The sequence below is a fragment of the uncultured Veillonella sp. genome, assembly GCF_963522475.1.
Classification (GTDB): Bacteria; Bacillota; Negativicutes; order Veillonellales; family Veillonellaceae; genus Veillonella.
This window is the reverse complement of sequence record NZ_CAUQYW010000002.1, coordinates 117,877-131,505: the sequence shown is the minus strand read 5'-3', so window position 1 is coordinate 131,505 and position 13,629 is coordinate 117,877. Positions and strand designations below refer to the sequence as shown.

Here is a 13,629-nt window from a genome sequence, read left to right as displayed (position 1 = left end):
TGTTATAAAAGATAAAAAAAGGCCATGAATGATAACCATTCATGACCTTTTATGCATAATGTTACTACATGGTTGCTATCATTATTCTATAGTATACCATTTAAGCCATATAATTTATATGAAAAGTAGTCATTAACTATTTATTTTGTATTTATATTAAACCGTTACAACAATACCGTTATCTTCTGCATCTGATTTAATAGTTTTGCCTGCTATCACCTCTCCTTTTAAAATAAGATCGGATACAGGGTCCTCAATTAAACGTTGAATAGCACGTTTTAAAGGACGGGCACCCATAGTAAAATCTGAACCTTCTTTAACGAGTAACTTCATAGCCTCAGGTGTAATTTCTAATTGTAAATCACGTTCACCAAGACGTTTTATTAGATCACTCATCAAAATTGTTACAATTTTTGTTAAGTCTTCTTCAGTTAATGGATGGAACACAATCATCTCATCAATACGATTTAAAAACTCTGGTCTAAAATGACTTTTGACTGCATCCAAAACAGACTTCTTAGCCTCTTTAAAATCTTTGGTTTTAGAATCATTAGTATGAGATTCTACTTTTTTCGGTGCTAAGAAACCTAATTCTGTAGAGTTCTTATGTAATGCTTTAGCACCTAAGTTACTAGTCATGATAATAACCGTATTTCTAAAGTCTATGGTTCTCCCTTGACTATCTGTAAGGCGGCCATCATCAAGAACTTGTAATAGGATATTAAAGAAATCTGCATGAGCCTTTTCTACTTCGTCAAGTAAAATAACGCTATATGGTTTACGACGAACTGCATCAGTCAATTGACCTCCCTCTTCATAGCCTACATATCCAGGAGGTGCCCCAACTAAACGGGAAACAGTATGTTTTTCCATATATTCAGACATATCAAGTCGAATCATAGCAGATTCATCGCCGAACAAGGAGGATGCAAGTGCTCTTGCTAGCTCAGTTTTACCAACCCCTGTTGGTCCAAGGAATAAGAAAGAACCAATTGGACGTTTTGGATCCTTTAATCCAGCCCTTGCACGGCGCACAGCTTTTGCTACAGCTGTAACAGCATCATCTTGACCGATGACACGTTTATGTAACTCATCTTCTAAATGAAGCAAGGTTTCTGACTCTTCTTCTCCAATTTTTGCAACCGGAATACCAGTCCACTGAGCTACTACAGCAGCAATATCATCTTCTGTAACAATTAGTTTTTGATCACTTTCTTCTTTAGCAACAGATTTTTTATCATCGATTTCTTTAACTAGAGCTTGCTCTTCATCACGAAGTTTAGCGGCCTTTTCAAAATCTTGCGATGTGACAGCCGCTTCTTTTTCCTTCTTAACCGAATTGAGTCTGTCTTCTAAAGCTTTAACATCTGGTGCCGCCGAAAATACCTTCATACGGACCTTAGATGCAGCCTCATCAACTACATCGATAGCTTTATCCGGCAAAAATCGATCTGTAATATATCTACTAGATAAAGTAACAGCAGCTTTTAATGCTTCATCTGTAATTTTAGCCTTATGGAAGGCCTCATAACGATCACGTAAGCCTCTCAAGATTTCAAGAGCATCCTCTTCGTTCGGCTCACCTACTTGAACAGGTTGGAAACGACGCTCTAAGGCAGCATCTTTTTCAATATGCTTTTTATATTCATCAAGAGTTGTAGCGCCAATAACTTGGAATTCACCGCGTGCCAAAGCTGGTTTTAAAATGTTTGCCGCATCCATAGCACCTTCAGTGGCACCTGCACCAACTAATGTGTGAATTTCATCAATGAAGATAATCATATCATCATATTGTTGAACTTCATCAATCGCTTTTTTTAAACGCTCTTCAAATTCGCCACGGTATTTTGCACCAGCTAACATAGAGCTAATACTTAGAGAAATAATGCGTTTATTGCGCAAATTTTCTGGCACATTACCGTTAACAATACGTTGCGCTAAACCTTCAGCAATGGCCGTCTTACCTACACCGGGTTCACCGATAAGAACTGGGTTATTTTTAGTTCTACGACTAAGTATTTGAATAACTCGTTGAATTTCAGTATCGCGACCAATAACAGGATCAATTTTACCTTGTTTTGCAGACTCATTTAAGTCCGTACCAAAATCAGTTAATTCACCTAAGTCGCCATTGTTATTCGCTCCTTCTTGCCCACTATGATCACCATTAGTACTAGAACCAAGAATATGACGAATCGCTTCTACTATATCGTTGCTACGAATATTCATAGCCCGTAAAATCCTAACTGCAACACCACCGCCGTCGCTGAGTAAACCAAGTAGAATATGCTCAGTGCCAACGTAATTATGATTCATACGATTAGCAACTTGAATAGCTAACTCAAGTACATGCTTAACACGTGGTGTCATATATATGGATGTCGCTTTTTTATTACCACGGCCCACTTGCTCTTCTACAGCTTCAAAAATATCTTCTGTAACAATACCAAGCTCTTCTAATGCCTTAGCAGCAACACCATTTTTAACCTTTGTCAGGCCGATGAGTACATGTTCAGTGCCTACATAGTCATGTCCCAACTCCAGTGCAGCTTCTTGTGCAAAGGAAAGGATACGCTGTGCATCATCTGTAAATCGTTGCATCATACTATCACCTCATCTATCTATGTAAATTGTAATTATTTCTCTTCAAATATATGTAAACAATGATAGGATATACCATTGGAATATCTTTTAACTGAATTATGTGTAAGTTTGATTTTGAAAATATATATTAATGTGAAAGCTTTTGACGGATTACTTTTGCCCGATAGCTATCACACTCAATTTCTGTTAGATTATCATTTCCTGCATATTTTGAAAGGAAATTAGGTCTAGTTATAGCAATCAACTCATTAAACGAATCCTTATACCATTGAGGTAAAATATCTAAGTCAACACCCAACTGGATATCACTAAGCTTTGTTAAGGCCTCTTTACCATTTACACGGCGTGCATTCTGTAGAACCCCATAAGAGCGCCATAACACATCTTCTAAGCCTTCTTTATCATTATGTAATAATAACTGACGAGATTTTCGCTCTTCTGCGATAATTCCTTCTACAACCTTCGTCAATTGCTCGATGGTATCCTCTTCACTAATCCCCATGGTACGTTGATTAGAAATTTGGTAAATATTCCCTAATGCTTCAGAACCTTCCCCATATAATCCACGTACAGAGTAGCCTAGTTGAATGATGCTACGAATGAGTCGTGTAATTTTTCCAGATATAGTCAATGCTGGCAAATGTAACATTACAGATGATCGTAAACCTGTACCTACATTAGTTGGACAAGCTGTTAAATAACCAAATCGTTCATCAAAGGCATATGGATATTTCGCTTCTATAGCTTTATCAATTTTTAAAACACGTTTATAAGCTTCTTCTAATTTTAATCCAGAAACCATAGATTGAATCCGTAAATGATCTTCTTCATTTACCATAATCACAATCGATGCATCGTCAGAAACTACTAAATTACGGTATGGCAGCTTTTCTTCTAAAGCAGGGCTCATCAAATGTTTTTCCACTAATATAGCCCGATCACGTTGACTTAATTGCTCTAGGTTAATATTGGAATATTGATGTCCATCTACATCTTTTAGGGATTTAAGCAAACTTCTAGAAAAAGAATTTACTTTTTCTAATGACGACATATCATTTCGATTTGTAAAAAGCACACCATCAAAGTTTCTTGCTAATCGAATCCGACTAGAAATAACAATATGATCAGTTGTATCTATATCATGCTGTAACCAAGGACTTAGAGGAGAGTCTAATATAACATCTAACATAATAAGAACCTCCTACTCTTTACCGCCACCAATGATGGCTTCTAATTCTTTAATTTTGTCCCTTAAGATAGCTGCATCTTCAAATTTCTCTGCTTGAATTGCCGTCTCTAATTGATTACGCAATTGTTTAACTTCATACTTAGCTTTAAACACATTATTACCATGACTAGGAACTGCCCCTTCATATTCAGAACTACCTTGCAAACGTTGTAATAACGGTTTTATTTCACTGGCAAATGTTTCATAACATTGGCCACACCCAAATTTACCTACCCGATTAAACTCATCATAGGTAATACCACATTGTGGACACCGTTTTGATTGATGAGATTTTAATAAGTTATCTGGATATACCATATTTTTGAAGAAATCGTTAGTAAAAAAACTATTATCCCACATATCATTCATAAAGGAACTATAAGGAGATAATTTTCCCTCTTGCTGTAATTTATTAGCACAAGTATTACACAAATGCTGTTCCGTCTTCTGATTATTTACAATATTTGTCATATGGATAGTAGCTTCATTTTTATGGCAATGATCACATATCATTGATCATCACCCCTTTCGTAGTGTATCCACCATTGTTGCATACAATTGACGTACAGCATCATTACGATGTTCAATGTCGGTATTTTCAATCAATGTAGCAAAAGAATTATGCATTAATTGAGCTTCACGACGAGTAATTTTTTCTGCTTGTAGTAATTGCAATAACGATTGGTCTACATCTTTAATATCAATTAAAGGATCCACAGTATTTTGACCTTCATAGATACGATAGGTTGTTACAGCTGGTAGAGCATCGGAACTTTTTGGATTTAACTTAGTAATACGAATATATCCACCTAGGCCACGTCTTGACTCAACATCAAACCCACGCTCATTAGAAAATCGTGTACTTAATACATAACTAATTTGTGATGGTGCACAATCTAATTCATCGGCTAATTCGTTACGCTTTAAAATTAATTTCTCTTGTTCTTCACGCATACGATCTAATATAAACTTTTCTATTTTATCAGCTATCATACTCATAAAAAACACCTCTTCAACATTTTATTTAATATATTTTTGACTATTTGCTTTTTATATATATTTATTATATTTGACTTTTTGACTTTAGTCAATATAAAAGTCAAATTATATGTCATATAAATTTGACCTTTTAATTCACTCTACTATAATTGGACTTAATCTTAAATTCTATGTATAATAAATAAGATATATTTTTCTGAAAGAAGGTGTTATTATGGCAGAAGCATTAGGACAAGAACTGTTAATTGATTTATATTCTTGCGATGAAGATGCAATCTCATCCGCTACAGCTGTACAAGAAAGTGTAGCAACTGCATTTGATTTAGCTGACCTTGATGTTGATGAAATCAGTTGTCAAGTTATGGACGAGGAGATCGCCCTCCTATCTGTTGCACCCGGCTTTCACTTTACATTGCACACATATCCTGCTCTCGGCTATGTAGCTGTTGATTTGTATTCTTTTGAGCAATCCTTACCGCTTACATTGATTATGAAAGCATTACGTAAATCTTTTAGAGCGGAAAAGATAAAAGCAACAAGTGTACAACGTGGCGACTTTGGTAACGAGCGCGATATGAAACCACGTCGCAAAACTAAGATTACTACACTTGGTCGTGTTTCTCGTACACGTATCCAACTCAAACAAACAGGTGGCAAATTAAAAAAACAAAGTGCTAAGGTTATCAAAACATTAGCTAAAAAAAGCGGCCTAAAGAAATAATGCAAAAGGACTAACCTTATTGGTTAGTCTTTTTTAGACAGATAAAAAAAGGCTAGAGGAAATTCCTCTAGTCTTTTTAAGGTTAATATTTTATTTATAAGAGCTTATCTACGAACCATCATTTCTTCAAGATCGAGAACATCAGCAATTTCATCAACATCATCACAGATGTACTCTGCATCAGCTTCTTTTAGTTCAGTTTCTGTACCATAACCATAAGTAACACCGATAGAAATACAACCAAGTTCATTAGCGGCCTCTACATCATACTTACGATCACCTACCATAAAGGCCAAACGACGACCATTGTCATCAGTTAAAGGATTGCCACAAAGTTTAAGAGCTTTTTCGAGAATCTCTTTCTTATGCAACAAACCACTTTCATAATTTGCACCTACAATTACCTCGAAATACGGTGTTAATTCAAAATGATCTAAAATATCTTTAGCATAATGTTCAGGCTTTGCTGTAGCAACAGCAATAGTATATTGTTCTGTTTTGCATTTAGCCAACAAGTCTACAATATTCGGATACACTTGATTTTCAAATTTGCCGATTGTACCATACCGTTCGCGGAATTTAAAGTATGTTTCTTCCGCTTGCTCAAAGGTCATGCCACAATGCTCTTGAAAAGCATCTACCAATGGTGGTCCTAAAAATAATTGCAATGTTTCTTCATCAGGTACATCATATCCAAAATGTTCCAATGCAAATTCAATACTTTTAAGAATACCTTCTTGCGAATCTGTTAGAGTTCCATCTAAGTCAAATAATATTGTTTTCTTCATATTATTTCTTTAGAGCCTCTTTTAATGTATGCCATGCAAGAACCGCACACTTAACACGTGCTGGCATGTTAGAGATATTTTGTAATGCCATAGCATCTTCTAATTCTTCTAACTCATTTTCATCAGTAATTTCTTTTTTAATCATACCTAAGAAAACTTCTACCAAACGAAGAGCTTCTTCAACAGGCTTACCCTTAATGATATCAATCATCATAGATGCAGATGCTTGGCTGATAGCACATCCAGAGCCTGTATAAGCAGCATCTTTGATAATGCCATCTTCTACGTTGAGTTGTAATGTTAGATCATCACCACAACTAGGGTTATGGCCATGTTCAGAATTTGTAAAATGAGCTAACTCATGTTTATTACGCTTATCTTGGTTGTGTTCCAAAATAAGTTCCGTATATAATTGATCCATTTCCATTGATGGTAAATCTCCTAATCTTTAAAACCCATTACTGAACGAACTGTCTTTAACACTTCAAGGAATGCATCGAGATCTTCCTTACGAGTATATAAGTACATACTTAAACGAGTAGATGCAGACACATTATAGAATGCGCCTAATGGTTGAGCACAATGGTGACCAGAACGAACACAAATACCTTTAGAATCCAAAATCGTAGCCACATCATGAGGATGTACATCATCTACAGTGAATGCAATTACTCCATGTTTTTCCTTAGGGTTTTGGGAACCAATCACATGAACATGAGGCAATTCAACAATTTTAGGAAGAATATATGCTACTAATTCCTCTTCATAGGCTTCAATAGCATCCATACCAAAAGATTCTAAATAATCAATTGCCGCGTGCAAGGAAACGGCACCATCAGCATTTGGAGTACCTGCTTCGAACTTATATGGAAGCTCATTGAATGTAGCAGTTTGTTCTTTTACATATTCAATCATATCCCCACCCAACAAGAATGGAGGCATAGCTTCTAATAATTCACGTTTACCATAGAGTACACCAATACCTTGAGACGCACACATTTTATGCCCAGAGAATACGAAGAAGTCACAATCTAATTCTTGAACATCAATTTTTTTATGAGGTGTAGATTGAGCACCATCTAGAACAACTACAGCTCCTACAGAATGTGCTTTTTCAGTTAATTCTTTTACAGGAAATTCCATGCCAAGTACATTACTAACATGAGCAAAGGCAACAATTTTAGTGTTTTCATCGATTTTATTAATTTCGCCCTCTTTTAAATGCCCATGTTCATCAAGGTACATATATTCTAAGGTTGCCCCTGTTTGTTCTGCTACGTATTGCCATGTTACAAGGTTTGCATGATGTTCAGCAACAGTAATGACAATCTTTTCACCTTTTTTTACATTATGAAGACCATAGCTATGAGCAATCAAGTTCATAGATTCTGTACTATTACGTGTAAATACGACTTCTTCACGTTCACGAGCATTGATAAATTCAACTACACGATCACGTGCATTTTCATAGTCTTCAGATGCTTCAATAGCTAAAATATGAGAGCCACGATGTGGATTACCATTACGTTGTGTCATATGTTCCACAACACGATCAATTACGGACTGTGGAATTTGTGCAGTAGCACCGCTATCTAAATAGATAACGCGGTGCCCATTATGCTCTTTATGTAGTATAGGAAAGTCTTTGTATGCTTCTGCAATTGGTCTCATAAAAACGCCTCTTTAAATTTTATTACGTACAGCTGTTAAAGCTGCCTCTTCAATCGTTTCATCACCAATGCGATCAATAATAGGTCGAATCATAGATTCAACAATAATATGTTTTGCTTCTACTTCACTAAAGCCACGGCTCATGATATAGAACAATTTATTATGATCAATTTGGCCTGCACTTGCTGCATGATTACCTACTACATTATCTTCTTTACACAATAAAAGTGGTAAAGATACAGATTTAACAGTTGGATCTAACAATAAGCAAGTATCTTCTTCCGCACCCTCAGAAGCTGTTGCTCCATTGAGGAAATCTAGTGTGCCGCGGAAGGATTTTTTAGAATTGCCACTAAGAGCACCTAATGTATGAATGTCACTGTAGGACTTTTTGCCTGCATGACTCATAACCATAGAAATATCAAATTTTTGCTCTTCGTTGCCAAGATAAGCAATATCATGAACCATACGGGATTCTTGACCTACTAAATCATGATAGTAGTTCAAAATATTTTCACTACCACCAAGTTCAATATTGATGTATTCTACATCTGCTTTATCTTCTAATTTTGTATAGCGATGTTCGATATGTTGTACATGTTCAGGTAAAAGATTTACCTTTTTAACAACAACATTACCGCCTTCTTTTACATCGTATTCATTTAAGTAACTAACATTTGTTACAGCTTTACCAGAGCCAGTTACATAGAATTGTACCTCTAGTTCTGCCCCTTTCCCAACGATGAATTGGAAACGGTTAGCTACACGTGCATTAGCGTCAATACGAATACCTACAACTTCCTTTGCATTGGCAGGAATATTAATAGCATAACCTTCTGCGCTATCCACCAATGCTTGAACAGCTTCCTTATTAGCACCTTCATATTTAGCATCTAATAACGGAGCCCCTGTAGGCAATGGTGAAAGTATACTTTGATTCGCTTCTACAGCGATGGATTGTACGGATGTATCATCTCCAGCTAGAGAGCTTACAGTATGGTTAACATGCAACCATCTGAATGTCGGTCTAGGGAGTTCATTAAATAGTAATTCGCTCATAATTCCTCCTTAACCGATAGAACCTTCTAATTCAAGATTGATTAGATTGTTCATTTCTACAGCATACTCAAGTGGTAATTCTTTAGAGATTGGCTCTACGAAACCACGAACGAGCATTGCACGAGCTTCTTCTTCACTAATACCACGTGTCATGAGATAGAAAATCGCTTCGTCAGAAATACGACCGATTTTAGCTTCATGGCCTAAATCCACATTATCGTTTTCTACGATAATAGCTGGAATTGTATCAGATTGGGACTCTGCATCAAGCATCAAGGATTCACAAGATACAGTCGCTTTGGAATGTTCTGCTTTAGGACCAATTTTCAAAAGACCACGGTAAATAGCAGCACCACCGGATTTAGAGATAGATTTAGAGTTTACATTACTTGTTGTATAAGGTGCATTATGAACTACCTTACAACCAGTATCAAGAAATTGTCCTTCACCAGCAAATGTTACACCTGTAAATTCAGCATGTGCACCTTCACCATTAAGGATACTCATTGGATACAAGCAAGATACTTTGGAACCAAAGGAACCAGATACCCACTCAATAGTACCACCTTTACCAACAACACAACGTTTTGTGTTAAGGTTGTACATGTTCTTAGACCAGTTTTCAATTGTAGAATAACGCAATGTAGCATTATCTTTTACAAACAATTCAACGGCACCAGCATGAAGGTTGGATACGTCGTATTTAGGAGCGGAACAACCTTCGATGAAGTGCAATTTAGCGCCTTCTTCAACAATAATCATAGTATGTTCAAACTGACCAGCACCTGGTGCATTCAAACGGAAATAGGATTGCAATGGAATCTCTACTTGCACACCTGCGGGAACATATACGAAGGAACCACCAGACCAAACAGCACCATGAAGAGCTGCCCATTTGTGGTCAGTTGGAGGAATCAATGTCATCCAGTATTTTTTTACAATTTCTTCATGCTCATGAAGTGCTGTTTCAATATCTGTATAAATAACGCCTTGTTTAACAAGATCTTCTTGGATACTGTGATAAACGACTTCAGAGTCATACTGAGCACCCACACCTGCAAGAGATGTTTTTTCCGCTTCTGGAATACCTAAGCGGTCAAATGTGCTTTTAATTTCTTCTGGAACTTCGTCCCAGTTTTCTTTCATATCTACCTTAGGCTTAACATAGGTATGAATATTTGCCATATCTAAGCCAGAAATATCAGGAATCCAATTTGGAATCCCCATGCGATTGTAGATTTCTAAAGATTTCAAACGGAAATCAAGCATCCATTCAGGTTCATTTTTATTAGACCAAATTTCACGGATAATATCTTCTGTTAAACCAGCATCAGAAATATAAGAATATTCAAAGTCATTCTTAATATCGTAGACACCACGGTCCATATCCGCGACTTGGGTTTTCTTTCTTTCTTCCATTGTGCCTCCTATGCTAATGCTTTGTATGCGTCGTAACCTTTTTCTTCGATTTCACGTACAAGAGAAGCATCACCAGTTTTAACGATCTTACCATTGATCAATACATGAACGAAATCAGGTTTTAATTTTTGCAAGATTTGGTTGTGGTGAGTGATGATCAATACAGCATTTTCTTCGTTGTGGAAACGTTGTACACCTTCAGATACGATACGAACCGCATCTACGTCAAGGCCGGAGTCTGTTTCATCAAGAATAGCTAATTTAGGATTCAGGATAGACATTTGAAGAATTTCATTTTTCTTGCGTTCACCACCGGAAAAACCTTCATTTACATAGCGTTGTGCATAGGACAAATCAAAGGATAATTCATCCATTTTTTCTTTCAATTCTTTTTTAAAAGATAAAGCACGAACGTTTTCACCTGTAATAGTAGATTTAGCAGTACGAATGAAGTTTTCTACAGTAATACCAGGGATGGAGATTGGATTTTGGAAGGACATAAAAATACCCGCTTTTGCACGATCATTTACAGCATCTTCCGTAATATCTTTACCATCAAAAATAATAGAACCACTATCTACAGTGTATGTAGTGTTGCCCATAATAGCATTGGCAAGTGTAGATTTACCTGCACCATTTGTACCCATTACAACATGGATTTCACCTTTATTAATTGTTAAGTCAATACCTTTTAAGATTTGTTTACCTTCAACGGATACCTTTAAATCTTTTATCTGAAGTAATTCAGCCAAAATGTTCACTCCTTCTCATAATGTATATGTTCATAAGAAACATACAAGTATTATATGTAAAACGTATATATTGACACATATAAAAAGGCGGTACGCACTAACGTGAATACCGCCGTAATTCTCGCCAACTTAGCAAGTATGTGCATAACAATCTATAATCATTATACATTCTTATCTAAATGATAGCAAGATATTCCTACTAAAATATACAGGAATTAAAAAAATATCGTATATTACATATATTGATAAGCTTTTATTAATATTTATTCTCATCCTATTCGATTCTCAATATTAAATTATAGGTTGGAGAAATCAAGAGTACCAAACAAATCATCATATGTTTCAGCACGTCGAATTTGTGTAACAGAACCATCTTTATGTAATAACAACTCAGCAGAGCGTAATTTACCATTATAGTTAAAGCCCATGGAGTGACCATGCGCACCAGCATCATGGATGATGATACGATCGCCAATATCAATTTTTGGCAACTCACGTTGAATAGCAAATTTATCATTATTTTCACATAAAGAACCAGTTACATCGTATACGTGATCCTTAGGTGCATTTTCTTTCCCCATAACAGTAATATGATGATAAGAACCATATAATGCTGGACGCATAAGGTTTGCCATGCAGGAGTCTAGACCGATATAGTGACGATAAATATCCTTTTTATGAATAGCTGTAGAAACAAGGTAACCAAAAGGACCTGTTACCATACGACCACATTCATAAGCTAATGCCACATCACCAAGACCATTAGCTACAAGAATTCTATTGTAAGCCTCTTCTACCCCTTTACTAAGTGCATTGAAATCTACTGGTGTTTGTTCTGGTTTATAAGCAACACCTACACCACCACCAAGATCGATAAACTCAACATTGATGCCTAGTTCATTTTTAATATCTACTGCTAGATTGAAGCAAAGTTCAGCAGTGCCAACTAAGCCATCAATATCAAGCTCGTTAGATACAACCATTGTATGGATACCAAAGTGTTTTACACCTTTAGCTTGCAACTGTTTATACGCTTCAAGAATCTGTTCACGTGTCATACCATATTTAGCTTCTTCAGGAAGACCAATAATAGTATTTCCCCCTTCTTTTAAGGAGCCTGGGTTGTAACGCACGCAGAATGTATCAGGCAAGGAGCCATGATTTTTTTCCAAATATTCAATATGAGTAATATCATCAAGATTGATAATGGCACCTAATTCAAGTGCTTTTTTGTATTCCACATATGGTGTGTCATTAGATGTGAACATAATATCATGACCTGTAATGCCCACTTTTTCACATAGCATTAATTCTGCTAAGGAAGAACAATCGGCACCTACACCAAGCTTTTGTAATACACGCATAATATATGGATTTGGAGTTGCTTTTACAGCAAAATATTGTTTAAACCCTTTATTCCAAGAGAATGCATTGATGAATGCTTTCATATTTTCTACGATACCTTCTTCATCGTAAATATGGAATGGTGTTGGATATTGGGCGATAATATTTTCTAATTGTTCAGCTGTAAACGGAACTGTTTTTGTATTCATAATAACCTCTCTACACAAATAAAAGACCCATCAAACGATGAGTCTATTATCCTAATTATTATTTAAATAAAGCTTTATCTAGGCTATAGCGACCTGCACCAACAAAGAACAACATAAGTGCACCAAAGCCCATTTGAGATGGATAATCCCAGCTAAAGAAGCTGCCACTAAGATTTAATGTTGTTGCCATAGCTAATGTACCTATGATTAGCAAAGATCCAATACGTGTAAATAGACCAATTGCTATAAGTACGCCGCCTATCATTTCTGCATATGCTGCCATGGTACCTAATATTTCATAACCACCAGGTACACCTAATGGTGCCAACATAGCCCCAACTTTATAAAGGCCTTCAGCACCGCTCAAGTACTTTAAATAACCATGATAAAACATGGAAATGCCAAGTGCCAAACGGTAAACTAAGAGGCCAAAATTAATATAATTAGGTTTACTTTTAAAAATAAAGCTCAACATAGTAATCCTTCTTTCAAACCAAATGAAATCGAAATATTTCGATAGCCATATTATAATGTTCAAAAACTACTATGTCAAACTAGACTCAATATTAAATTCTATAGAATTATAACATATATGGTTTTTAAAATCAATTTTGTCGATTTAATAAACCATATATAATAATCTAATTCAAATTATTAATCGTCAAAAAATATCATGTACTATCTTTACTATTAATAATATGTGTACCATATATGATATAAATTACCATTGATTATTAAATTAAATATAAAAATAATCCTAATGAAAAAGTGAACATATAGTTCCTAATTCATTAGGATTATTCTAAATATTATATATTATGGTCTAAGCAGTTGA

Annotated in this window: 13 protein-coding genes; 1 reads left to right on the top strand and 12 read right to left on the bottom strand. The window is 35.7% G+C overall.

The features are described from left to right. Positions 1-156: 156 nt before the first annotated feature. The 4 genes from RWP19_RS01970 to RWP19_RS01955 all read right to left on the bottom strand — a co-directional run bounded on the left by RWP19_RS01970 (position 157) and on the right by RWP19_RS01955 (position 4,831). A complete protein-coding gene (locus RWP19_RS01970) occupies positions 157-2,604 on the bottom strand; it encodes an ATP-dependent Clp protease ATP-binding subunit (RefSeq protein WP_314356264.1) in 2,448 nt (815 codons plus the stop codon). Positions 2,605-2,731: 127 nt separating this feature from the next. Next, entirely contained in the window at positions 2,732-3,793 is a 1,062-nt protein-coding gene (locus RWP19_RS01965) for a protein arginine kinase (RefSeq protein ID WP_314356263.1), read from the bottom strand. A 12-nt stretch (positions 3,794-3,805) separates the two neighbouring features. After that, positions 3,806-4,345, bottom strand: a complete 540-nt coding sequence (locus RWP19_RS01960; RefSeq protein WP_295208507.1) for a UvrB/UvrC motif-containing protein — start codon at positions 4,343-4,345, stop codon at positions 3,806-3,808. Positions 4,346-4,351: 6 nt separating this feature from the next. Continuing rightward, the gene (locus tag RWP19_RS01955) at positions 4,352-4,831 is read right to left on the bottom strand and encodes a CtsR family transcriptional regulator (RefSeq protein ID WP_295208504.1); all 480 of its coding nucleotides are present in this window, start codon (positions 4,829-4,831) and stop codon (positions 4,352-4,354) included. Between the two features lie 214 nt (positions 4,832-5,045). Between RWP19_RS01955 and RWP19_RS01950 the strand changes: the two genes are divergently transcribed. Then, on the top strand, positions 5,046-5,552 hold the full coding sequence (locus RWP19_RS01950) for an S-adenosylmethionine decarboxylase (protein WP_314356262.1): 507 nt from the start codon (positions 5,046-5,048) through the stop codon (positions 5,550-5,552). A gap of 104 nt (positions 5,553-5,656) precedes the next feature. Here the strand turns inward: RWP19_RS01950 and RWP19_RS01945 are convergent, their stop codons facing one another. The 8 genes from RWP19_RS01945 to RWP19_RS01910 all read right to left on the bottom strand — a co-directional run bounded on the left by RWP19_RS01945 (position 5,657) and on the right by RWP19_RS01910 (position 13,269). Continuing rightward, on the bottom strand, positions 5,657-6,340 hold the full coding sequence (locus RWP19_RS01945; protein WP_314356261.1) for an HAD hydrolase-like protein: 684 nt from the start codon (positions 6,338-6,340) through the stop codon (positions 5,657-5,659). A gap of 1 nt (position 6,341) precedes the next feature. Then, the gene (sufU, locus tag RWP19_RS01940) at positions 6,342-6,767 is read right to left on the bottom strand and encodes a Fe-S cluster assembly sulfur transfer protein SufU (RefSeq protein ID WP_314356260.1); all 426 of its coding nucleotides are present in this window, start codon (positions 6,765-6,767) and stop codon (positions 6,342-6,344) included. 14 nt (positions 6,768-6,781) lie between these two features. Next, the gene (locus RWP19_RS01935) at positions 6,782-8,011 is read right to left on the bottom strand and encodes a SufS family cysteine desulfurase (RefSeq protein WP_295259429.1); all 1,230 of its coding nucleotides are present in this window, start codon (positions 8,009-8,011) and stop codon (positions 6,782-6,784) included. A 12-nt stretch (positions 8,012-8,023) separates the two neighbouring features. Then, on the bottom strand, positions 8,024-9,070 hold the full coding sequence (locus RWP19_RS01930; protein WP_314356258.1) for a SufD family Fe-S cluster assembly protein: 1,047 nt from the start codon (positions 9,068-9,070) through the stop codon (positions 8,024-8,026). A gap of 9 nt (positions 9,071-9,079) precedes the next feature. Next, a complete protein-coding gene (gene sufB, locus RWP19_RS01925) occupies positions 9,080-10,489 on the bottom strand; it encodes a Fe-S cluster assembly protein SufB (RefSeq protein WP_060924274.1) in 1,410 nt (469 codons plus the stop codon). A gap of 8 nt (positions 10,490-10,497) precedes the next feature. Further along, positions 10,498-11,241: a Fe-S cluster assembly ATPase SufC gene (gene sufC / locus RWP19_RS01920; RefSeq protein ID WP_295259432.1), complete on the bottom strand. Its 744-nt coding sequence runs from the start codon at positions 11,239-11,241 to the stop codon at positions 10,498-10,500. A gap of 296 nt (positions 11,242-11,537) precedes the next feature. Further along, positions 11,538-12,794: a diaminopimelate decarboxylase gene (locus tag RWP19_RS01915; protein WP_314356257.1), complete on the bottom strand. Its 1,257-nt coding sequence runs from the start codon at positions 12,792-12,794 to the stop codon at positions 11,538-11,540. A gap of 58 nt (positions 12,795-12,852) precedes the next feature. Further along, the gene (locus tag RWP19_RS01910; RefSeq protein ID WP_314356256.1) at positions 12,853-13,269 is read right to left on the bottom strand and encodes a DoxX family protein; all 417 of its coding nucleotides are present in this window, start codon (positions 13,267-13,269) and stop codon (positions 12,853-12,855) included. Between the last annotated feature and the right edge of the window lie 360 nt (positions 13,270-13,629).

Bases quoted from the DNA above. Each gene is read 5' to 3' on its own strand.
- RWP19_RS01970 (WP_314356264.1), bottom strand. From the start codon at position 2,604: ATGATGCAACGATTTACAGATGATGCACAGCGTATCCTTTCCTTTGCA.
- RWP19_RS01965 (WP_314356263.1), bottom strand. From the start codon at position 3,793: ATGTTAGATGTTATATTAGACTCTCCTCTAAGTCCTTGGTTACAGCAT.
- RWP19_RS01960 (WP_295208507.1), bottom strand. From the start codon at position 4,345: ATGATATGTGATCATTGCCATAAAAATGAAGCTACTATCCATATGACA.
- RWP19_RS01955 (WP_295208504.1), bottom strand. From the start codon at position 4,831: ATGAGTATGATAGCTGATAAAATAGAAAAGTTTATATTAGATCGTATG.
- RWP19_RS01950 (WP_314356262.1), top strand. From the start codon at position 5,046: ATGGCAGAAGCATTAGGACAAGAACTGTTAATTGATTTATATTCTTGC.
- RWP19_RS01945 (WP_314356261.1), bottom strand. From the start codon at position 6,340: ATGAAGAAAACAATATTATTTGACTTAGATGGAACTCTAACAGATTCG.
- sufU (WP_314356260.1), bottom strand. From the start codon at position 6,767: ATGGAAATGGATCAATTATATACGGAACTTATTTTGGAACACAACCAA.
- RWP19_RS01935 (WP_295259429.1), bottom strand. From the start codon at position 8,011: ATGAGACCAATTGCAGAAGCATACAAAGACTTTCCTATACTACATAAA.
- RWP19_RS01930 (WP_314356258.1), bottom strand. From the start codon at position 9,070: ATGAGCGAATTACTATTTAATGAACTCCCTAGACCGACATTCAGATGG.
- sufB (WP_060924274.1), bottom strand. From the start codon at position 10,489: ATGGAAGAAAGAAAGAAAACCCAAGTCGCGGATATGGACCGTGGTGTC.
- RWP19_RS01915 (WP_314356257.1), bottom strand. From the start codon at position 12,794: ATGAATACAAAAACAGTTCCGTTTACAGCTGAACAATTAGAAAATATT.
- RWP19_RS01910 (WP_314356256.1), bottom strand. From the start codon at position 13,269: ATGTTGAGCTTTATTTTTAAAAGTAAACCTAATTATATTAATTTTGGC.